The organism is uncultured Campylobacter sp., assembly GCF_938045345.1.
GTDB lineage: Bacteria > Campylobacterota > Campylobacteria > Campylobacterales > Campylobacteraceae > Campylobacter_B.
Genome location: NZ_CALIMS010000017.1, coordinates 1 through 23,314, shown reverse-complemented (window position 1 = coordinate 23,314; position 23,314 = coordinate 1). Strand labels below are relative to the sequence as shown.

Annotated in this window: 14 protein-coding genes and 1 pseudogene; 9 read left to right on the top strand and 6 right to left on the bottom strand. The window is 45.1% G+C overall.

The window, feature by feature from the left end; all coding sequences use genetic code 11:
- Positions 1 to 119 precede the first annotated feature (119 nt).
- From Q0144_RS04395 to bamD, 3 genes are all read right to left on the bottom strand, one after another.
- Positions 120 to 761 carry a hypothetical protein gene (locus Q0144_RS04395; RefSeq protein WP_298062041.1) on the bottom strand — a complete coding sequence of 214 codons (642 nt, stop codon included), beginning with the start codon at positions 759 to 761 and terminating at the stop codon, positions 120 to 122.
- 184 nt (positions 762 to 945) lie between these two features.
- Positions 946 to 3,453, bottom strand: a complete 2,508-nt coding sequence (gene lon, locus Q0144_RS04390; protein ID WP_298062038.1) for an endopeptidase La — start codon at positions 3,451 to 3,453, stop codon at positions 946 to 948.
- Between the two features lie 8 nt (positions 3,454 to 3,461).
- A complete protein-coding gene (gene bamD / locus Q0144_RS04385) occupies positions 3,462 to 4,109 on the bottom strand; it encodes an outer membrane protein assembly factor BamD (protein ID WP_298022436.1) in 648 nt (215 codons plus the stop codon).
- Positions 4,110 to 4,361: 252 nt separating this feature from the next.
- Between bamD and Q0144_RS04380 the strand changes: the two genes are divergently transcribed.
- The 8 genes from Q0144_RS04380 (at position 4,362) to Q0144_RS04345 (ending at position 17,706) form a co-directional block, all read left to right on the top strand.
- A complete protein-coding gene (locus Q0144_RS04380) occupies positions 4,362 to 5,108 on the top strand; it encodes a type II secretion system protein (protein WP_297960986.1) in 747 nt (248 codons plus the stop codon).
- Between the two features lie 12 nt (positions 5,109 to 5,120).
- A complete protein-coding gene (locus Q0144_RS04375; RefSeq protein WP_298062036.1) occupies positions 5,121 to 6,194 on the top strand; it encodes a type II secretion system protein in 1,074 nt (357 codons plus the stop codon).
- Positions 6,194 to 6,727, top strand: coding sequence for a hypothetical protein (locus tag Q0144_RS04370; RefSeq protein ID WP_298062035.1), 534 nt, complete (start codon positions 6,194 to 6,196; stop codon positions 6,725 to 6,727). Before Q0144_RS04375 ends, Q0144_RS04370 begins: the two co-directional genes overlap by 1 nt.
- Positions 6,728 to 6,742: 15 nt before the next feature.
- Complete coding sequence (raiA, locus tag Q0144_RS04365; RefSeq protein ID WP_298062033.1) at positions 6,743 to 7,285, top strand: ribosome-associated translation inhibitor RaiA; 543 nt, start codon at positions 6,743 to 6,745, stop codon at positions 7,283 to 7,285.
- Positions 7,286 to 9,421: 2,136 nt separating this feature from the next.
- Positions 9,422 to 13,978, top strand: a complete 4,557-nt coding sequence (locus Q0144_RS04360) for a hypothetical protein (protein ID WP_298062031.1) — start codon at positions 9,422 to 9,424, stop codon at positions 13,976 to 13,978.
- Positions 13,979 to 14,635: 657 nt separating this feature from the next.
- Positions 14,636 to 16,432 (top strand): translation elongation factor 4, encoded by a 1,797-nt coding sequence (lepA, locus tag Q0144_RS04355; protein WP_298062029.1) that lies wholly within the window; start codon positions 14,636 to 14,638, stop codon positions 16,430 to 16,432.
- Between the two features lie 577 nt (positions 16,433 to 17,009).
- Entirely contained in the window at positions 17,010 to 17,141 is a 132-nt protein-coding gene (locus tag Q0144_RS04350) for a hypothetical protein (protein WP_297987778.1), read from the top strand.
- Positions 17,131 to 17,706, top strand: a complete 576-nt coding sequence (locus Q0144_RS04345) for a DUF6882 domain-containing protein (protein WP_297987780.1) — start codon at positions 17,131 to 17,133, stop codon at positions 17,704 to 17,706. The genes Q0144_RS04350 and Q0144_RS04345 overlap by 11 nt, the downstream gene beginning before the upstream one ends.
- Positions 17,707 to 17,921: 215 nt before the next feature.
- Here the strand turns inward: Q0144_RS04345 and Q0144_RS04340 are convergent, their stop codons facing one another.
- Positions 17,922 to 18,665: a hypothetical protein gene (locus Q0144_RS04340; RefSeq protein ID WP_298062027.1), complete on the bottom strand. Its 744-nt coding sequence runs from the start codon at positions 18,663 to 18,665 to the stop codon at positions 17,922 to 17,924.
- A 301-nt stretch (positions 18,666 to 18,966) separates the two neighbouring features.
- Here Q0144_RS04340 and Q0144_RS04335 point away from each other — a divergent pair, with 301 nt between their 5' ends.
- On the top strand, positions 18,967 to 19,485 hold the full coding sequence (locus Q0144_RS04335; protein ID WP_298062025.1) for a hypothetical protein: 519 nt from the start codon (positions 18,967 to 18,969) through the stop codon (positions 19,483 to 19,485).
- Between the two features lie 387 nt (positions 19,486 to 19,872).
- On the opposite strand, the pseudogene Q0144_RS04330 reads toward Q0144_RS04335, so the two are convergent.
- Positions 19,873 to 20,967, bottom strand: a pseudogene (locus tag Q0144_RS04330) (PepSY-associated TM helix domain-containing protein); the annotation flags it as partial.
- A gap of 74 nt (positions 20,968 to 21,041) precedes the next feature.
- Complete coding sequence (locus Q0144_RS04325; RefSeq protein WP_298062023.1) at positions 21,042 to 22,967, bottom strand: TonB-dependent receptor; 1,926 nt, start codon at positions 22,965 to 22,967, stop codon at positions 21,042 to 21,044.
- Positions 22,968 to 23,314: the final 347 nt, after the last annotated feature.

Genomic DNA, 23,314 nt, shown 5'->3' with positions numbered 1-23,314 from the left:
CGGCTTAAATTTATGGTTTTAGCCGTTTAAATTTAGCGTTTCACGCGTCAAATTTGAGCTAAATTTGCGCTCATTTATCGACAAGTACGGTCAAATTTAAACAAGCTTTAACGAGTCGGCTAGCGTTGCCTAAATATCCGTCCGAAAAACGCAGCCGTTTGGTGAGCCCTAAGCAAAATGAACGCCCGCAGCTGCCTACAAATCTGTATAATAAGATACGCCGACATCATCACGCAAAAATTTGCAATGCCAAAGCCGATCATTTCATAGTATAAAAATAATTCTAGCCTCATCTGTGCTATGAACTCTCGCGTCGGGCGATAAGTGTGCCATATTCTATAACCCGAGAAAAAATCATCAAGTCCGCCGAATACCAAAAAGCATACGATAAGCGCAAATAAAATAATGCCTTGCGAAAGAGCCTGGGCGTTGTTTTTGTTTTCCTCAAGCCTACTGGTAGCTCCTTTTGCCACGCCGTAAAGTACCGCAAACAGCAAACAAACGGGCATAAAAAAGCATAAATAGCTAAGATGAAACACCGCTACATCGCCAAAGGTTGTTTTGGTTCGCGCTACGTCTATAGCCGGGTAAAAGCCCGCCATAAACGCCGTAAAGTCTCTAAAAACTGCGTGAGCGGACAAGATATCTTCGGGCACGGCAAATAAGCTCAAAGCTGCCAAAACATAAGCGATCAGGCTAATAAAAAAGGCGATTTCAAGCTTCCTTGCGGCTAATCTTAATCTTGCTTTTAGTCTTATCACTTTCTTGCTTTATATTTTGATCGCAAACGGCGCAAACGGGAATCTAAAGAGTTTTTAATTCCGTGCGCCATGCGGTAGGATTTTAAAATTTCAGAGTCTATGGTAGCGCTCAGCCAAATTTAGAATGCGAATTTAACCTCCAGCGTGCGACTAAAGCGGCTAAATTTAAAACGGCGCTTTAAATTTAAACGAGCGCCAGCTTCAGCACCTCTTCGATCCGCTCTACGGGCGTTATTTTCAGATCGTTTTTGACCTCGTCCGGGATCTCTGCTAGGTCGCGCTCGTAGTTTTTGCGCGGGATCAAAACCTCGGCGATTTTGGCTTTGTGCGCGGCGATGAGCTTCTCCTTAAGCCCACCGATCGGCAGCACCTTGCCGCTTAACGTGATCTCGCCCGTCATCGCCAGATCGGCGCGCACCTTGCGCTCGCTTAAAATCGACGCGATCGCCGTGCTCATCGTGATGCCCGCGCTCGGTCCGTCCTTGGGCGTCGCGCCCTCGGGCACGTGGATGTGAAGGTCGAATTTGTTATAAATCTGCTCTGAGCTCTCGGAATTCTCCTCCGCGCCTAAATTTCGCGCCGCAGGGCTTTTAGATGCGCCGCCATTTGCGCGCAATGCGGAGTTTTTACCGGCGCGCGGGGCTTTTGCCGCGCCACTCTCCGCGTCTTGAGCGGCTTTGAGCTTGCCCTCGTCGATCAGCACCTTTACGACGCTAAAGGCGATCTGCGCGGATTCTTTCATCACGTCGCCGAGCTGGCCCGTGATCGTCATCGCGCCCTTGCCTTTGATCTTGACCGCCTCGATCTTGAGCACGTCGCCGCCTACCGCAGTCCATGCAAGTCCGTTTACGATGCCGATTTGATCGCACTTTTCGACCTCGTCGATCTCGAAAACCTTCTTATTTAGGAATTCGCTTAAATTTTTCGTCGTAACGACGATTTTTTTAAATTCTTTGTCTTTTAAAATTTTAACCGCGACTTTGCGGAAGATCGCAGCGATCTGGCGGCGCAGGTTTCGCACGCCGCTTTCGCGCGTGTACTCTTCGATGATCTCGGAAAGGGCGGCGGGGTTGATCGCTACGTCGGCTGATTTTAGGCCGTGGCGCTGCAGCTCCTGAGGGATCAGATAGTCTTTGGCGATCTGAAATTTCTCCTGCGGCGTATATGAGCTAAGCTCGATAAATTCCATCCTATCGCGCAGCGGCGCAGGTATGAGAGATACGTCGTTCGCCGTGGCGATAAAGATGATCTTGCTAAGATCGATGTTGAAATTTAGATAGTAATCCCTAAAGCTCGAGTTTTGCTCGGGGTCTAAAATTTCAAGCAGAACTGCGGTCGGATCGCCCTTGTATGAGCTTGAAATTTTATCGATCTCATCAAGCACGATGACGGGGTTCATCTGATTTGCCTCGATGAGCCCTTGCACGATGCGGCCCGGCATCGCGCCGATGTAGGTGCGGCGATGTCCGCGTAGCTCGTTTACGTCCTCGAGCCCGCCTAAAGCGACGCGGATAAGTTTGCGCTTAAGCGCGGTCGCGATGGAGTTCGCAAGGCTCGTCTTGCCTACGCCGGGAGGGCCATAAAAGCACAGGATCGCGCCGCCGTTTTTGCCTTCCTCTTTGCTCTTCTTGCCGCTTGTGCCGCGAAGCTCTAAAAGCTGCTTCAGCGCGAAATACTCCTCGATGCGCGCCTTGGGCTTTTTCAAGGAGTGGTGGTCTTTATTTAGCTGCGCGGTGACGCCGTCGATGGACATCTTATGCTTGGCGGTCTTTTCAAAAGGCACCTCCAAAACCCAGTCCAGATAGCTCTGCACGAGCCCCGCATCGGCGCTGTCCGGATGAAGGCGGGCAAATTTATCGATCTGCTTTTTGATCTCTTTGTAAGCATCCTCGCCCAAATAGGGCTTTTTGGCTTCCAGCTTTTTGCGGTACTCCTCGATCTCGACGTCGCGATCGGCATCGCCACCGAGCTCCTTTTGAATCTGCTTGAGCTGCTCTTTTAAAAAATACTCCTTATTTGTCTTGTCGATCTTGGAGTGAACTTTGCTTTTGATCTCCTTTTCGAGCCTCTGCGCTTCGATCTCGTCGGAGATGTAGTTGATGAGGTTGAAAAGGCGCTTTTGCAAGTTGCTCTCGGTAAAAAATGAGTAGGCTACCTGTTTTTTTAGGCGCAGTGCGCTTAAAATGAGATCGCAGACGCGCGCGGCGTCGGTGCCGTCGTCGATCGTCTTTAGCAGATCGTTCGGAAAAAAATGCGTAAGAGTGCTAAGCGTCTTGGTTTTTTCCTTCAGCACGCTTACTAGCGCGTCTAATTTTTGATCGTTGCCGCGCTCGTCGTGGATGATATCGACGGTAGCAATTAGCGGATCTTGTGAAATTTCTTTTACGATTTTGCCTTTTAGTGCGCCTTGGAATAAAATTTTAACCCGTCCATCCGGAAGCGGCACGGTTCTCATCACAGAGCCCACTACGCCTGCGTTATAGATACCGCCGAAGCTTCTATCGCCGCTAAATTCCGACTTTGAGCTTACGACCATTATCATAGATTCGTTTTTAGCGGCTAGATCAAGAGCTTTTTTGTTATGCTCGTCGCCGATAAAAAGGGGCGCTATCATAAACGGATATAAAAATAGCTCGTCCTCGACGATGATAGGCAGATCGCTCGGGAAGGTTGTATTTTGCATCAGTTGCATCGCTCCTCCTACTCAAAAATCGCGCGATACCAAGGCGAGTGCGGTTTAATGACGTCGGTGCCGTTTAGCGGGGACTCTTCGATGCGCTGCTCGTAAATTTTGGCAGAACTTTCGCGGTCGGTGCGCTGGTAAAGGTCTTTAATGTCTATATTTAGCTGATGCTCGGCAAGGCGTAGCTTTGTTAGCATCGTCTCAAGTAGCGGACGATACTCGCTCTGCGGGTATTCAGCTATAAATTTTCGAATTTCGTCGATGCTGTTTAGCATTAGCTTTTGGTTGCGATTTGGGCGGCTAAAGGAGTCGAAATTTGCTCTGATCTTTAGAAATCTCGCGTATTCGATCTTTTGCGTCGTACCGTAGAGGCGGATATATTCGTCTAGGTATTTGTTTGCTTTCTCGTAGTTTTCATCCTCCACGAATGCCCACGCCATAATGAGCGTCATCTCCTCAAGCAGCGGAGAGGCGATATGCTCGCTAGAAAAGCTAGTGTAGTGCTTCTCGGCATCCTCCATGCTGGCGTTATTGATATCTTCTAAAATTTTAGAATACCACGCTTCGGGGCTTAGATTAAAAAGCTCGCCGTCACCTTTGCCACTGCAGCCGCCGATAAACGCGATAAATAGGAGAGCGAATAGAATTTTACTTAGATTTGTCATAAAAAATCCTTGGAATTTATTTAGCTCGTAATTTTATAGTCTTTGAGTAAATGCAAGCTTAAATTCCGCGTCCAAATTTAAAAATGGAATTTCTTTAAAATTTTTGTGCGTTCGGGCTTAAAAATCTTTAGAAACCAAAAAAATTTACGCGATAAATTCTAAATTTAAGTTTAACAATAGTATAATTAGCGCCGATAACGCAGAGTAAGTTTGCGTTTCCGTAATTTCAAAATTTTAAAGAAAGGATGTAAGATGAAAAAAGGTTTTACTCTAATTGAGCTGATCTTTACTATCGTGATTTTGGCGATTACGACGATGGCGATCCCTCGTATCGTCGCGCAGACGACCGAGCTAAATGCCCTTGCGATCAAAGAGGAGCTCGTATATAACGCCAAAGCTTTAATGTCTCGCGTATCTAAGGCGCAATGGGATAGTGCGTATGCTAATGATGCTACATGCGGAGGCGATGCGAGCTGCATGGATAGAATTTTGACCGTAACTCCAGGCGTAGATGATTCGGGCAATAGTACCAAGGAAGTTAGACCGGGGATTTTGCCGGAAGCTAGTCAGCGTGGAATCAGCTCCCAAACTCCGGCTACAAAAAAGCAATTTGGTAGAAATGGAATTTCGGTTGGCGGAGGTCGTTATAACGATATTGACGACTACGACCAGTTCACGACCGATATAAGAGTCGGTGATCTGGTAGGCTCTAGCAGCAAGGGCGACTTCATTCTAAATACTAGGATTAATATAGATGTGGATTATGTAGCAGAGCCTTTTACTGCTGCGCAGTATGCTACCGGTACCGATATAAGTGGTGTTCTTAGTGATCAGCCATCCAATGGCGCTGTTACCAATATCAAGATGGTTAGGGTTGCTGCTACGGATCTCAACGATGCTGTAGCGAGAGACGGTGCTGCTAAATCAGTCGTTTTAAAAGCGTTTTTATCTAATATCGGCGTCGGCGTCCAGACAACCGTTACTAGACGATATAACTGACAGGAGCGCGAGATGAAAAAAGGTTTTACCCTTATAGAGCTAGTGTTTGTTATCGTAGTGCTAGGTATCATCTCGATGTTTGGTGCCGATCTATACACGAAGATCTACAAATCCTACGTACATGTGCGCGCAGTAAACCAACTGGAAGCCAGAACGCAAAATGCGATGATGCTAATCACAAACCGCTTGGAGGATAGAATAAAAAGCTCTACCATAGGCAGAGAGCTTAGAACAAATGAGTTTGTGCCGATTAGTGATCTTACTGATCCGAAATACGACATACTAGAATGGATCGGTCAAAGCGTAGAGACGAGAAATATAAATAAGAGAACTCCAGGTTGGAGTGGTTTCATGTCAATGTCTCAGCTTCGAGATGACAAATGGAAAGCAGGTATAGAAGATGCTGGCTATATTGGGAATACGAGAGCTGAATTTAATATGGTCTCCTTGGGTAGCGATTTTCCGCAAGTAGCTAGGATAGTTCAGAACTTAAGGGCTACCGCGTATAATACTCCGTCTAATAACACCCAAGTTGCCGTTATTTTTAGGGTCGTTACTAACGATGCCTCCCCTACTAGCGTAGGTATAGGCTTCGGCTACGATAGAGCGGTTCAAGCAAACGGTAGCAATCGCGTGTTGATCGCCGTAGGTACTCCTAGTGCTGCGGGTAGCGGTAATATGGAAGGCGAAACTATCAGGATAAATCAGTATCCGCTCAATCCAAATAACGATAACTCACAGGAATTCTCCGAGCAGTATTATATAGCTCATAGTGCCTACGCGATCGTTCCAGATTTAGGGGGTAGGGATAGTATTGTATATATGAGAGATAATGCTGGTAATGTATTAAGTAAAAATTTTGATTTGGTTTTAAAATATAATTATCGTCCATGGAGCACTGTTGCAAACGATGCGAACTCATACAATGTTGCTAGCAGCGCGTTACTAGCCGAGGACGTGAGCTTGTTTAGGTTCAAGGACGATAACGGCGCTGTTGCGCTTAAACTATGTATGAGAGACGACGGCAGAAATTTCGATCCTGCAGAGCTGGATCTGAACGTTTGTAAAGCACAGGTGGTGTACTAATGAAAACTATGCGAAAAGGCTTTGCTCTAGTAGCGGCCATATTTTTTATCATCATTGTAGCGACTACCGCGATTACGGCGCTATCTATCGCGTCTATGACGGCTCGCGATGTCAATAATATCCAAGGCAGAGAGCAGGCGCTACTGCTAGCTCAGAGTGCTACGGAGCTGGCAGTCCTTGCTATGCAAAAGCATCAGTATCTAACTACCCCGCTTAAAGAAGGCGGTGCCACGGCTACAACCAATCCTACGTTAAATACGATTACGCTAGCATATCCGTCAAATGATCCAGCTCAAAAGATGTTTGATATCACCGTGACATTCGGATATTTCGATAGACAGTTGGGTGCGCCCGGCAATCATACCGTCGCTTATAGTAATTTTGGGCAAGGCTCGTCCGAAACACTTGCAAATGGTAGTGTGGGCAGAATTCTAAGCCATGCTGCGCTTGTAGACGTGGTAGTAAAATCCAACGTAGCGGTTATGGGGAGGCCGCAGATTACATATCATAGGCGCACTATTCAAAAACCATAAAGCAAAGGAGAGACGATGAATTTAAATATCGTAGGTAAGCAGTTTGAGCTAACGGAAGCTATTAAAAATTATGTCGAAAACGCATTTGAGACGCTAGAAAAATATAATCTCGACATCATCTCGGGGCGTTGTGTAATTTCTGCCGACGAGAAGCAAGGCAAAAAGGGCTTTGTGGTGGATTTCTCATTAAATTTAGCGCATCAAGACACTATCGTCGTGCGCCAAAAAGATAAGGATCTCTATGCCGCCGTCGATCTCATCGTCGAGCGCGCCTCAAAAGTACTTCGCAGATACCACGATAAGGTAAATTCTCATAAAAATCGCGACGAAATGAAGCAAAATGCCGTAGATAATGCGGTCGGTACCAATAAGTCAAATTTAAACGATGAAGTTGATGAGATCGTCCCTACCGAGCTGGATCTATATAAGCCGCTAGAGATCGATGAGGCGCTAAATAAGCTTAAAGAAAGTACCGATCAGTTCTTGGTCTTTAACGATATGGATGCTAAAATGCGCGTGCTTTATAAGCGCAAGGACGGTAAATTCGGTCTGTTTTAGCTAAATTTCATATTCGGGTATTTGAAATTTCAAGCGCTCGAGTTCTGATGAAATTCGGATCGGGTGCTTTTTTAAATCGTCTCTGTTATAACATAGCGCCGATGAACTTTGGAAAAATAGCTGGTCATGTTTTTGCAAAGTCCAAATTGCGATGTCTTTAATTCGCTGCACTAGGAATTTTTACAGAGTAATACCGCCCGATTTTTAGTTGTGACAAGCCTTGTTGCGAGAATTATCTACGAGCAGTGAAGCCGTAAAGTGAATGTGGGTGAAGTTGCGTGAGCAAAAAATCGCGCTCAACTCGCCGTAAGCGAGCCGGCTTTTCGTAGCGGATGTAAAATTTATTTCAACATCAAATCGTAACAGAGCTTTTGAATTTTAAAATTTGCTGAAATTTTTGATAAATTTCCGCATTTTTTATATTTTATGAAATTTTTTCATCGTTAAGTTTTCATCGCGTTGTCGTTATTTGCCGTCCCATTTGAAATAAATTAAATTTTAATTATAAATCTTTCAAATTGCACTGTAATTTAAGCAAAAAAAATGTAAAATAGTAGTCAAAAATTATGTTATTGACCGGAGGGTAGTATCATGAAAGTTAAGAGTTTTAGCTTTGCGCCCATTTTGGCGCTGTTGTTTTGTTTCGCGACGGGAGTATTCGCAGATGATGTTAGGTCGAACGTGAAGATAAATCCTGCTACCCCAATAAGCAACGAGTATCGTGACGATGGCGTGCTGGACGGAAAGATAGGCAGAAGTGGTTGGACTTGGAACGGAAATGAGGGTTTGTATAATTTCACCACTATAAAAAACTTTCCGTCTGACGAATTAAACCAAAAGCCGATAGTTAGATTCGGCGGTGCGGGCACATACGTCTTTGGAGACTACGCCGTGACTGGAAAGCCGGTGATTAAATTAAGCTGGCCTTCTGCTTTAGGCCATGGTTACATGTGGGGAGCAAAAGGCACATACATTAAAGATGACGGCGACGGACAGTTTTATTTGAATAGTTCAAAAGCTGTTTTGAGGCTTCCTAAGGGCGTGACTAAAGACGATATAGTCTATGCGAGACTTTATTGGCAGGGAAATATATTCAGCACGACTGATTTTGACAGCCAAGCAGAATACAACAGCAAAGACGGAAAAAAATTGACCGGTTTTGCTAAGGGGTATACACGGGTGAAATTTAAAATGAAAAGCTCGAAAGGTAAAGCTAGCATAATAGAAGATGTTTATAGAGATAGATGCGAAGGAACGGCTGCTTGGAACTTTTTGGCAGAATCTCGCAAGCCCTTACGTTTGCGTTTAAAATATGGCTGCACTAAAGATATTACCGATCTAGTCAAGACATATTTTGAACCTTATTCCGACAGCATTGAATTTACTGTAGGAAACGTAAAAACGAGTGATGGTGAGGATCAAAGCGGTGCAGATTTTACCAATGGAGAGTTCAACAGCGTTCGTCTTGGGCCGTACGGCGGATGGGGAATAATCGTAGTATATGATAAAACCGCCCCGTCCAGAAGGGCTTTGCTAGATAATTTACAATCTAACGATAGCGTAACGGGTCAAAAAATGACTTATAAAGAGGCCGTAGAATATAAAAATAAATATTTTAAACCAAAAAACGTAACTATTTACGGCGATTATTTTGTCCTCACCCCTTGGGATAAGGGATATACGCCTATAAACATTAACGCTACCATCAATGGATTTTATACACCTAGAAGTGGGTCCGTAAGTGCAAAGCTAGGGTTTTTAGGGTTTGGTGGCGAGAGACAAATGACCTCCGACGAGTATTTTAAAGTTCAACACAAAGGAACCGCACAAATGGATTCGCTATACGGATCCGGTGTGGTTAATCAACGGTTAGCTAACGATCGCGCTAATATATACGACGGCTCTGTCGCTTTACTTATAAATGATAACGGCACCTATAAGTATAGCTATCCATACGGCACTGGTTATTTAGGTGGATTTGATCTGGACGAATTCGATATCGGTTCAAAGATGAAGAATGCGCAATCTAGTCTAAACATCTCTTTGGGTGCGGCGTATGAAGATCTCAACGGAGGTCAAGCCGATCAAAACTTCATAAGTATGATTGCTATTTCCGCCGATTTGTATGTCCCTCAAATGTGCTATCAGTATGAAGTCTATAACGCCTCTAACTGGGTTAAATTCTTTGATAATGATGGTAACCGAAGAAGCGAAGAGGATGTAAAAAAACTACATGAACCTCCTGAGCAGATCAAAAACCCGGTAGTTGCGGGTGAAAATATCTATTATAGAATGAAATTTGAAAATAGATTGAATGGCGGCGATAGCGAAGATGCAGCAGGTGCGGTAGTATCGATCGACTTTGGTCAAGCCGGCGCTACCTATACCAAAGATAGCGCTACTATAAATAACGAGCTAGTCGTAAATGATCCTATCACTACCACTACAAATACCATACCTGCGGCGGCAGCCGATGAACTAGTCTATTTACGCGATGGTCAAAAGGGTGCATACGAGACTATGAAAGACGTCATAAAAGGTGGCACTCCAAACGTTACGAAGCCTATTTATAAAGATAGGCAGTTTACTGCGCTTGACGGTAATATATTGAAATTTTATATAGGTCAAGGCGCGGGAGACTTAACTCCTTCTTCAACACCGGGCGGTAGTCCTGTACTTGTAGGCGGATTAATGCAGCCAGGTAAAGCGGCATACGGCGAGTTTAATGCTACCGTAAATACGGGTGCAACCATATTGCAGGCTCCTGCCGTGACACTAAGTTATAAGATGAGCTTAGATATAGGCGGCGGTCAGCGAGTCTTCATAGAGATGGATAGCGCTTCTGAACTTGAATTATGCGATGCGACAAAGGTTTCTAAAAGCGTTAATATCCTACCTTTAAGCGGTTTACAGGTAGTCAATAAGAATTTTAGTAAAAATGACGACGACGATAGGCTATATACTCAAATCTCCGATAAGCCTTTCGATGCGAAACTCATCTTTAGACCGGATTATGAGAGCCAATTTTGTAAGAAGTATAAGGATGATACCGGTAAATGCGAGGAATACATCGACGCAGCCGCAAATTCTCCTTACTTCAAAAAAGATCCGAATACCGGCAAGCTCATATATATCGGTAGCGAGGCTAGAAAGCTTGAGAAATTCGACTTGAGCGGTAAATTGTATTTATCCGTTGTCAGGGCGAGAAATGCCGCTACTACCTCGGATAAAGTTGCCGATAGCGATAAGGGGAATAGCGCAGTTTACTCATGCCGATCCGTAACCGATTCCTTAAAAATTCCGTTTAAGATGAAGGACAAAACCGATTACACTATCGATAAGGAAGTGGATTTTAAAGGAAAAAGTATTTTAGAGCTAAACGATATAGAGATAGGAGATGCGTATCAGGGTCTTACATTTATGCTTAGCTATCGTCCGGATGATCAAGTTGCCTCAGGGTCCGATTTAGATCAGTATATAAAAAATAAAGATTTAAATAACAGCGATCCTAAGGCTTATTACTTGGAGCTCAAGAAATGGGAGCTTAAAAAGCGATATGGATATTGTGAGTCTGGTGAGAATTTCGGTTGGTGCAACAAAAATCTAACCGAGAACCAAAAGAAGGACATTTGGGAGAATAAAATACAACCAGAGTTGCAGAAGCTTGAAGATAATATAAAGGCTGCTAAAGATGAGTTCGGAATTCAAATGTCAAAAGACGGCTCGTTCCACATATGCGGTAGCGATAACTTCGTGCTTCGCCCTGCATATTTTAATGTAGATACAAAAGCGCTGAAGGATTCGGGCAAGTATAGTAAGATCGTAGATACCACCGCTAGCGGCGATATAACTAAAAAAGGTGATGGCTCCAGCGTACTTAATCCTAGTAATCTGCGCGTAGGCGGCGATTATACACAAAATGCAGATATCTTGGCTCATGTAATATCGGCCAGAAGCTATAGCGGCAACGGCGTACCTAACTACACAGCAGAAATTGGCGGGGATTTGGGCAATCAACGCTATCATCTACGTAAGAGCTATGGCGCGGATTCTGATGATACTCAAGATATATCAACCAAGATCCGCGGCATTCAAACCTACTTGCGTCCGTTTATATCTAATGAATGCGCGGCTAATGTCGCTACTCAATCCTATTATGTAGATAGAAAGAATGCTTCCACTACATTAAAACGTGGCGTTAAAGAAGATAGTTGTTATGGTGGTACTGCAGTGGAATATTCCGGTGCTAAATACAATGCCGAAACAGGCAAATATGAGATTGATCCGGAAGCCATCAAAAAAGGCTCTTTTGGTAAAAGCGATGATGTCTCATGCGTATTAAATGGCACAAGCTCGAAATTTGACGCAGCATTTAGAAGAGTATGGGATAAAAACGCTATAAGCTTATGGGCAAATTTTAACGCTAGGAATATCGTAGAAGCAGGAGGCGTTGCGAAATTTGATAGCAAAGGTCATGTTCAAGGTGCATATCTGATGACTCAGTCTAGAAAAGATCCGGAAGCTAAAGATAAAAGCTATGCCGTTATCTATACCGAAACCATAGGTAAAGATGCCGATAAAATTTTTAATTACTATAATGTCGGCGATGTGCTGGTAAATATCTATGATAACTCGTGGACGGATGCTTATTCCGATCAGACATACTCTAAGAAGTGGAAGAGCGCTAAATGTATCATCAATTCATCTAGCAATACTCCTAATGCTAAAGGTATGATAGGCTGCGACGTAGGTATGAGGCTTGCTGCTAACAAAGATAAAGCGATAAATGATAATATCGTATTACGCTACCGACCGGATCGTATCAGGGTATCTCTCACAAGCCTCGATAACGGCGTAACAAGCGGCGTAGGTGATAATAATATCACGGGCGGGGTATCTGCGTATACATATTTCAATGCTCCGGATATTGAGAATAATGTAGTAATATATGGTAGTGATAACTCTACGCAAAATTTAGCGGTGACGCATCAGATAAGTCAGCTAGCCAAGCTTAAGGTCAATGCCGTAGCATATCTATCCGACAAGGTCTATAAAGATGTCATCGCTACGCTTTATGACGGGTATAAACAAGATGTTGGCGGCACTCCTCAAGCCGTGTGCGGATTTTCAAGCGATCTTGATTTTGCGCTAAATTTCGGATTTGATTGTGCTAACAATAATGCCGACGGACGTTGCTCCACAGCTGCCGCTAGGAGAACTGGCGGAGATACAAATTATGTACCGTATCCCGATAGGGCTAATGTTATCTACAATATTCCTGGCGGTACGCAGTTTTTTGCTAGCAATTCTAACGAGTGTCTAGGCGCTACGGGATATGATAGTAGATGCTATAAATATAACGTAAGAACTCTAAGTACCACTATAACCGGTGGAAGAAGAGACTGGAATGAGGCCGCTTCCGCCGGTGATGCGGGCTACGGTATGCCTATACCTCTTAGTATCGCCCTTAATTACTATTCAGATGCTACCCTAAGAGGTGGACTTATCAATAGGCCGCAAGGCGGTACGGGAATCAGGTATGACTCGAAGTCGGATCAATTTAGAATTTTGGCGCAAGGATTTAGAGAGGGGCAAACTCCTGACTCGACTGTATATTTCAACTTCGATAGAATGCATAAAACCCCTAGCACGCCGGTGCTCATCTACGCTAGTGACTTTGATGTCAGAGATGCGAAGAAGGGCGATCTTAAAACCTATGGAAAGTTTTGGCCGTCTAAGTTCGATAGCTCATATAATGCTATCTCGGATACTAACTCCGAGGATTATAATGAAGACAATATAAAGATATCAAAGGAGGATTTTGATACATTTATCACTAGAAAAGTTGAAGATACGACGGGAGTTAAAAAAGCAAAAATGAGCGTTGCAAATAAAGCTGATTATATAGCCGCTGCTAATTCCAATAGTAAGACCTATGCAACAGGTACGACCGTTACGGATTTTAGTGACAATATAGGTACTTATGCACTATTCGTCTACGGTACGTCGTATGATAAGAGCCTAGGATCCAGAGTCTATCAGGCTACTACCAGAACCGGGGTAACCGTGCCTATTTATGCGCAGATTTATTGCGGTAGAACCGATAGGTGCGCGAATATGCCTGCTCCTAGCGCAGAACTTGCTTATGAAGCCCCTAACTCGAATATATTTACCGTGCTAGCGGCTCAGGATCCTAGCTTGACCGATTTTACGAAGTTCGTAGTAAATACTAGGGCTACTCTAAATAATATAGGCGCAGAGTTTGTGAGTGCCTATAACAGCTTTACGACTTCTGGCGTAAATATTCACAGGGGTAATGTAGTAGACAGAGGCAAGGAAGACGTAGATATTAGGGCTACCGTACCGGGTCAAGCTACTATACGTATCGTCACTAATCCATGGCTTATCCATACGCCTGCCGGAAATCAGAGAACTATGTTTACGGTAGCGGGTGGAGCCTATTCTAGCCAGTACTCGGGCGTACCGCAGTATTTTAATCCTCTTATTGTAAACGTAAGGGCTGCTAACCCTACGGTTTGGGGCGGTGAAGGTCAAGTCAAGTCTGGTACGGAAGATGACGTAGGATCGTTCGCTGGCGGTAGCACATCGGATAACAGTACGAGTGATACTTCTACGAAAAAGTTAGATACGGGTGACATTCGCGATATCTACAATCAAAAGACTGATTGGTAGTATTCGCGTTAAGCTCGCAATACAGAGGCTAGCTTTCGGGCTAGCCTTTTTTTATGGGCGGAATTTTAGTTTTCTTGGCGACAGATTTTTTAAAATTATGCTTTGTAAATTTTGCTTGAAAATTCTGTGAGATAGAATTTTGTGAAATTTTAAATTGCGAAATTTTGCTGCGAAACTTGGCGGTAAATTTTACTTACTAAGATTTGCGCGTCGTAATGACATATAATTTACGCGCTAATTTCAAGCAGTAGAATTCCAAAGCAAAATTTTGCAGTTAAATTTTACCGTACGAAATTCTCGATTGTTAGCATGGCAAGCTTTGCATGGCGCGATCGCGTAAAATTTGCCGGAAAATTTCATCACTCAGAATTTTTCTGCCTCCAAATATAGCTGCAGAATTCCGTTTCGTAAAATTTCGCATTCCAATCCTCATCCTAAAATTATATCGCGGTAAAACGCATCGCTGATAAAACTTAAAATTCTATTGCTCAAAGCCGCCTGCATTCCCCCTTATACTTCAAAATTTTATTTCGTAAAATTTCAATCCGCCTAGAGCCGCCGTATAAATTTCGCCTCATAAATTCTATTCGCCCATTTACCCGTTTTTAAATGAAATTTCGGCACAATGCGGCTTAAAATTTCATCAGGGAAAGCCACTTGAAAACAAAAAATATCAGAAATTTCAGCATCATCGCGCATATCGACCACGGCAAATCCACGCTCGCAGATCGCCTGATTAGCGAGTGCAACGCCGTCGAGGCGCGCCAGATGAGTAGCCAGATCATGGATACGATGGATATCGAGAAGGAGCGCGGCATCACGATCAAGGCGCAGTCCGTGCGGCTCGAATACGAGCTTGGTGGCGAGAAATACGTTTTAAATTTGATCGACACTCCGGGCCATGTAGATTTTAGCTACGAAGTCTCGCGCTCGCTGGCTAGCTGCGAGGGGGCGATCCTTGTCGTGGACGCGAGCCAGGGCGTGCAGGCGCAGACCATCGCAAACGTCTATATTGCCCTACAGCACAACCTCGAGATCATCCCCGTGCTCAATAAAATCGATCTGCCCGCCGCCGATCCGCAGCGCGTAAAAGAGGAGATCGAGCACGTCATCGGGCTTGATTGCAGCAGCGCGATCGAGGTCAGCGCCAAAACGGGCGTGGGCATCAAAGAGCTCTTAGAGGCGATAATCACTCGCATCCCCGCGCCCAAAACGGACGATGCCGCGCCGCTTAAAGCGCTCATCTACGACAGCTGGTTCGATAACTACCTAGGCGCGCTCGCGCTTGTTAGGCTCTACGACGGCGTGCTGAAAAAGGGCGACGAGGTCTATATCATGGGTAGCGAGAACCGCCACGAGGTGCTTGATCTGATGTATCCCAATCCGCTTGCGCCCGCCAAAACTCGCGAGCTTAGCAGCGGCGAAGTGGGCATCGTAGTAATGGGGCTAAAAAACGTCTCCGACGTGCAGGTGGGCGATACGATCACGCTTTTTAAAAAACGCGCCGCCGAGCCCGTGGGCGGCTTTGAGAAGGCCAAGCCCTTCGTGTTCGCGGGCATCTATCCCGTGCAGACCGATAAATTTGAAGATCTGCGCGACGCTTTGGATAAGCTTAGCCTAAACGACAGCTCGCTTAGCTACGAGCCTGAAACGTCGCTCGCGCTAGGATTCGGCTTTCGCGTCGGGTTTTTGGGGCTACTGCATATGGAGGTCGTCAAGGAGCGGCTCGAGCGCGAGTTTGATCTCGATCTCATCGCCACGGCGCCGACCGTCACATACGCCGTGTATCTCACGGACGGCTCGTGTGTGCGGATACACAGCCCCAGCGAGCTTCCGGCGCCAAATTTCATCGAGCGCATCGAGGAGCCCTACGTCAGGGCGACCATCATCACCCCGAGTGAGTTTTTGGGCAATCTCATCAGCCTTTTAAATTTGCGCCGCGGCATCCAAACCAAGATGGACTACATCACGCCGGAGCGCGTCCTGCTCGAATACGACGTGCCCACAAACGAGATCATAATGGACTTTTACGACAAGCTCAAGTCCTGCACCAAGGGCTATGCGAGCTTTGATTACGAGCCGATAGATTACAGGCGCGGCGATCTCGTAAAGCTCGACATCCGCGTCGCGGGCGAAGCGGTCGATGCGCTCTCGATCATCGTACCCGCCTCAAAGGCCGAATCCAAGGGGCGAGACCTCGTCAAAGCGATGAAGGAGATCGTGCCGCGGCAGCTTTTTGAGGTCGCGATCCAAGCAAGCATCGGCAACAAGATCATCGCGCGCGAAAACGTCCGCGCCATGGGCAAAAACGTGACCGCCAAGTGCTACGGCGGCGACATCACGCGCAAGCGCAAGCTGCTCGAAAAGCAAAAAGAGGGCAAGAAGCGCATGAAGGCGATCGGCAGGGTAAATTTGCCGAGCGAGGCATTTTTGAGCGTGCTAAAGATTGATTAAATTTTATGTTTGAGCGGGTGATCTAAATTTCATCTTTTGCCGCGCTGTCGTAAAATTTGCTTTTAAATTTTAACGATCGCTCGGGCGTTTAAATTTAGCAGCTCGCCGTTAGGCTAAAATTTCGTCTTTCAATTTCACGATCTTAAGAGGCGATTTAAATTTTATGACTGCATGGCGTTTAAACTCTATCGCTCGTGCTCAAGCTGATACATTCGCTGTTGCGCGCCCATTTTGTGCCGCTTTAAGCTCTAACGCTCGCTGCTCGGTCGTAAAATTTCGCTTTTAAATTAGGCTAAAATTTCGCCTTTCAAATTTAACGATCCCCGAGCGGTTTAAATTTTATGTCCGCCAGCCGATCATTGCGGTCGCGCCCGCAGCTCGGCTACAAAATTTTATTCCAGCGACGCTCTGCTATAAATTTTACCAGCTGCGGTTTTGTAAATTTGATTAAATTTTACTGCGCGCCGCATGCAATTTCCATAGCGCGAGCTTTTATAGCAAAACGGCGTATAAGAGGGCGCGTCGATAAATTCAGCAAAAGTGCTAAATTTATCGGCGCGAGATCAAAGGAGTAAAAATGAAATTTTTAGACCGCTTGGGCGTGGATAGGAGCAGCTTTATTGATCTGTTTTCGGCGTGTTTGGGTTGCGGCGCAAGAGGCGGGTTCGAAGCTGATCGTAAAGGGCAGGCGCCGCTCTGTGGATTTTGAGCGTGGCGAGATCAGTTTCGGCGATGATGCGCCGCGCGCCATCTGGTATATCGGTAGCGAAGCGAGCAGCAGCCGCACGTGGCTGTGGGGATACGAAAACATAAACCGCCTTGATGAGTGGCTGCTCACCCTTGCGCGAGATGTGCGCGACTTCGGCTTGCGGCACGGGCTAGCCGCGCTTAGCACGCCTAAGCTCGCACTAAGCGCGGAGATAAACGGCCACGCTCTAAGCGCAATTGCGTGCGGATTATCGCAGGAACCGGTATGTTACTACCGCTGTCCGCACGCAGGCGGAGCGGTGTTTGTGGCGTTTGCGGCGGGCGAGTGCGTGAGCTCCGATGGCACGATCAAGCTCAGCATGGATGCAAACGAGCTTATCTCTTTAGCGCGCGATTACATAGGCGCATTTCAGTTAAATTACGCCGTTTTTATTAAGGCGCTTTTACTTAGAAACGGCACGAAATTTAGCGAAGCGGCGGACAAGATCGTAGCAAATTTTAAAAATGACGCAGTTTTTTCGTTTGATAATTTGGGGCGGCTAAGCGAGGTGAAGTTCGCCGTATAGAGCTGCAAATCTCGCGCCGTGCATTCTGGGGCTTTAAAATTTACGCCGTGAAATTCTGCTTCGTAAATTTTATATCTTAAAATTTTCAGCCTTAGAATTTTGCTCGGTAAAATTTAGACTGCGAAACTCCGTCGCGTGAAATTTTGTCTTAAATTTTTACGCCGTAAAATTCCGCTACAGGGTCTGCGTCTGAGCCTTTAAATTTTAAATCAAAATCAGCCGCCGTCGATGTCGAAGTCAAGATGCTCTTTGAAATAAGCGCGCAGTCTGCGGCGGTCGTTGCGGCCGGGCGTGATCGCAAACCACAGCACGCGGTCGTTTAGATCCTTGCCGCGGATCAGCACGGTGTCGCGCAGCAAGATGTCGTGAAAGTCGCCGTTTAGCCGCCACGACGAGAGCGCCTTGGCGAAGAAAAAGATCGCGACGCTCGCTATCAGCATCACGAATGCCATGCCTACGCGCTCGCTCATGGCGATACCGACTAGCCACAGCACGATTATAGACGCATACGCAAAGTTCAGAAACTTCTCGTATTTTACGTAGCGGGAGTGGCTAAGCGCCGTGTAGTTCGTGCAGGTGCGCAAAAAGCCCGGCGTGAGCCTAACGTAGTCGATATTAAAGAGCAGGATTTCGCTCTTGCCCGCACCCGAGACGAAGGTGATCGCGTGGTCGCTAAATTTAAACAGCCCGCCGCCGTCGCGCCCCTGATACCAAGCTACGCCCGCGATCAAAAGCCCCAAAATCCCGCCTCCGCCGCGACCGCGTCCGTTGCCTAAAAAAAATTTATCTAAATCAAGCCGGGCCGACACGCCGTAAAAAAATATAAAGACCATCATCGCAATGACGAAGATCACGATGAAGGAGTTGTCGTTTTTGACGCTAAATCCGCCTGCACTCGCGGTTCGTGCGCCGCGGCTGCGAAGGGCGGCTTTGTAGTCTTTGGTGCTAAAAGTAGGCATCAGCTTCCTTTCTTTCGGGCTTGCGAAACTCTTTTGTGCTTTCAAAGCCCATTTAAAACGGTGAAATTTTATAAAATTTCAGATCAAATTCGGATTAAATTTCAAATTTGAAGAGGCTTTAAAATTTAAATGGGTTTCAAATTTAAAGGATTTGAAATTTAGCCGCCTAGCTACGCTTAAAATTTACGCTTTCGCTTAAATTTATCAAAATTTAAACGCATAGCGGCGCCGAAAGATCGTAAATTTAGCCCGGGCTAAACCCCGTTTTTATATAATTGCACAAAATTTTAAAGGAGAAAAAATGAAAAAATTTTTTGCTTTGCTTCTTGCGGCGCTATTCTTTGTTGGTTGCGGGCAGTCTCAACCGAAAGTGCCGATCGCAAGCGCGTATAAATTCAAGGGGATTACCTACCAACACTTCCAAAACCATAATCCGAAAAAATTTGTCTATCAATCGCCGGAAGCAGTCGAGAAAAAGTACAACGAGCAGCTTTTAGCGGCGCTAAAAGAGGCAAACCTGCTGGATCAAAACTCTACCGATGAGCTTAAAATTACAATAAAGCACCACAGGGGCTTTACGGGCGAAGCTACTCCGTTTCCTAGCGATAGAATCGGTGGTATAGAGTTTATTTATGAGGTTAAACTAGTAAGAAACGGCCAAATTTTAAGAAGCTACGTGCAAAATGACATTGAGCATTACGATCCAGGATTTTTCGGCAATATGAAAACCATAGCGTTGCAAAATACGGATGATAGCTATGAAAATGCCGCAATTACGGCTCTTGTCAAGCATTTAATGGAGATCATAAAGAGCTTTTAGTGGCTCAAGGGCTTTGCATTGCAAACTAAACTGTAGTAAAATTTTAAAGCACAACTGGCTGGCGTATATGGCGGTTCGCATGATCTAAACCATCATAAATAGTTTTCGACGTCTTGCAGGTTTCTAAATCGCGGAATTTACAAAAACAGCTGCAAATTTGTGCGGTAAATTAAAGTGCAGTTTCGTAGAAATTAAGAAATCAATTTAAATTGCAAATGGTAGTTTTGCTGAGACAAATTCTGCTTCTCGCAGTCAAATTCTGCGTTATAACCCAATTTTAATGCTATAAAATTGAAATTCTGCGGTACAAAGCACCTGTTTATAGGCTATGAGCGCGGCCTCTTTTGCAAAGCCTTTATGTAGAGAGTACTGCGTGTTTTGCGTGATCTATCTTATAAACCTTTTTAAGCTCATCCAAAAACCGCTCGCGGCTAAAAACAAAAATGAAAGCGAAGATAGGCAAAATATAAGCTTGCCGATCTGCCCGAAAATTTCGCCCGAATGAATATCTAAAACCGCCGTGCGTATCGTCATAAAACGCGGCATTTGCGCTTTCATATCGGCAAATTTAACGTCCCTTAAAATTTCGCCACTCGTAGCATTGATCGCGATCCTATTAAATTCATCGTTCTCGTCGCTCGTAATCCCGTATATCGCGCTATATACTCCGTCTTTTGGATTAAGCATTATGTTAAAAAATTTAAAATTTTCGCCATGCTTTCGGGTAAAAATTTCAAACACAGCATCGATCTCTTGCAGTTTGCTTGTATCCTTAAACCCAGACTTTTGGCTAGGTTCAAATTTTTCAGCTTTATAAATTTGCTCCTCGCCCAAAATTTTATTCGTTAGTCTTGCTAACCAGTCATAAGAAAAATATAGCCCGCTCGCGCTTATAGCAAAAAGTATTACAGCCACATAGATGCCCGTGCATCCGTGGATCTGATAAAGCAGCGCGTAGCCGCGAGTTTTGAAGTTGATCTTTAGCGCTTTTGTGAGCTTGCATCTAAAAAACGGATAATAGATCAAAATCCCGCTTAGCAAAAGCAAAATGAGCCCTAGCGTGCTAAGTGCCACGATTTGCCTGCCGATCTCGCGAGCCCCCTCGCCAAAGGCAAGCTCAAAGCCTAGATTTGTATGTAGGCTTAGCACAACGTTCATTATCCTCTCTTCATAGTTCTCGCCGACGATTTGTCCGTCATAAGGGCTCAAAAAATACGCTCTTGCCCGTCCTTTGCCGTCTTTGCCCGCGACTTCGATGCTTGCGCCGCCGTCTTTTATGCCGATTAACTCCGGCGTGAAGCTGCTTTGCTTCTCGCCGAAAATTTTTAAAATTTCAGAAATTTTTAGGCGAGGTACATCTTTTTGGACGGCGAAAGACTGCCGCTCGTTAATCGCGTCAAAAATTTCATCGTGATACGAGATGAAACAGCCCGACAAGGCGACTACGAGCAGCGGTAGTGCACAAAGCAGAGACAAAATTAAATGGACGTTGAACTAAAAGTTTTTCTTTAAAATTCTCCTCATCGTTCAAATTTCATCTTTAAATTTTGCTCGAATTAAAAATTTACGTTGAAGCCGAGCTGAAATTTACGACCCTCAGCTATGAGGGCCCTGGTCGGTTTATCGTCTATTACTCTTTCGTTAAATACGTTATATACGCTAAAATTTACGCTAGCGTTTTTCGTGATTTTATAGTTAGTCCCGACGTCGGTGACGGCGTAGCCCTTAGTGTTTACATATACGCCATTTTTTACCCTGCTTATATAATTTACCTGCGTCCAGAAGCTCAGATCGCTATTAAAGTCGTAATCAAGTCCCGTTTTTATCATATAGCGCGGGGTGTCGGTCAGCGCTTTGCCCTCGTTTTCGCCTGATTTTTGTTTTGATTTAGCATAGGTATAGTTTGCGTGAAATGCTAAATTTGATAAAATTTTCCACTCGCCGCTAAGCTCAAGTCCGTCTATGGAAGCTCTGCCGACATTTACGTTTTCATAAATTCCAAAATAGGTTTTGCCTTGATAAACACAAGTCCAAGTAGCGGGATTATTAAAATCCGCTCCCGATCCCCAGCCGCCGCATCTTACGACGCTATCGATCTTGTCTTTGAAGTCGGTGTGAAAAACGGTCGCCGAAAGGCTTAGATTATCGTTATTGTCATACATCGTTCCGACCTCGTAATTTACGCTAGTTTCGGGCTTGAGGCTGCTTCGCCCCAGTCTGATACCGCGTCCGTGATTTATCGGAATTTTTAGCCCTTCGGATCTATCGTCGATATTAGGCGTCGTATAGCCCGCCGATACGCCTCCCTTAAACGATAAATTTTCATTTAGATGATAAACGATGTAGCCGCGCGGCGCAAAGTGTCCGCCGTAGTCTTTGTCGTAGTTGTATCTTAAGCCCGCAGTCAGTGCAAGCGCGTCCGTGACATAAAAATTATCCTCTCCAAATACCGACACATCCCATCTTTTTAGATGCGCATCATCGCTAAAGCCCGGCTCATTTTGTGATGAATCCAGCTTCTCATGGCGATACTGCGCGCCGAGCGTTAAAGTATTTGAGTCAAAAAGATACGAGCCTTGAGTATTAAATATCGTAGATCTTAGCCTGATGTCGCTTGCGGCTTGATCGGAAAAGGTTTTTGTAACCTCGTGCGATAGATAGGTATTGGTTAGAAATTTATCGTATCTTCCGCTATGCGAGAGCGAAATTTGATCGTCTTTGTCGTCTTCGTGAGTGTTATATCCTAGATACGCCGTTTTGCCTAGAGTTCTTGAGGTCAAGTTTTTAGTGTGTTTGTAATCAAGCGCGAGATCGTCGTTCTCGGTAGGCTTATACATAAGCTTCGCACCGAAATTCTTATCCGCGTCTTTTGGATTGCCGTAGTCTTTGGCGTCTTCAAATTTATGAAAATATCGCCCGTAAAGCGAAATTCCGAGTGCGTCTGGCACTATCGCGCCGCTTGCATAAAATCCAGTAGAGTAGCCATTGCCTATGTCTTTGTGCTGCGCGATGTCGTAGTAGCCGTTTATATTGGCGCTAGGTTCATTAGAAAAGCCCTTGGTGATGATGTTTATCACGCCGCCCATAGCGTCCGTGCCGTATAGAGAGCTCATCGGTCCGCGGATGACTTCCACGCGGGCGATAGCATTTGCGGGCGGGATGAAGCTTTGAATGCTTCCTTGCGAGCCGAAACCCGGAAATGCGCTCTCGCTGGAAACAGGACGACCGTCGATTAAAATTTTAGTATATTTTGAATCCATACCACGCATTCTGATATCGCTTTTGCCCTTCATTGAGCTAAATCTAGGTGCGGAATATACGCCTGGTATATCCTTTACGATGTCGGCTACGTCTTTGTGATTTCTCTTTTCGATCTCTTTTTGAGGTATTACCGAGATCGACGCCGGCGCTTCTTTGATATCTTGCTCAAAGGCGGTGGCGCTTACGACGATCTCTCCTAAATCGGCCTCTTGCCCCCCCATAGTTGTGCGGTTAAAACCGAAACTGCCACGAGCGATAAATGCAAACTGCGCATTATTATGTCCTTTTGATAAAATTTTGCGAATGAAATTCACGGACGAAATTATAGCTCCGAAAAGATTAAATATTTATGAAATATTAAAAGGCGTTATCGCTATCAAGCATATTTGATTCTCCCGTGCAATCGCTAGTTATAGGCATTGATGAATAAAATTTTATTTGCTCTTGGCAGTTTAAGGAGCGAATGATAAATTTAAAGGCGCAATGAGCTTTAAAAATTTACGCCGCGTTGTAAATATCAAAATTTAAATGCAGTGAGCTCGGGGTATCTGTCATTAGTGTGCGCCGT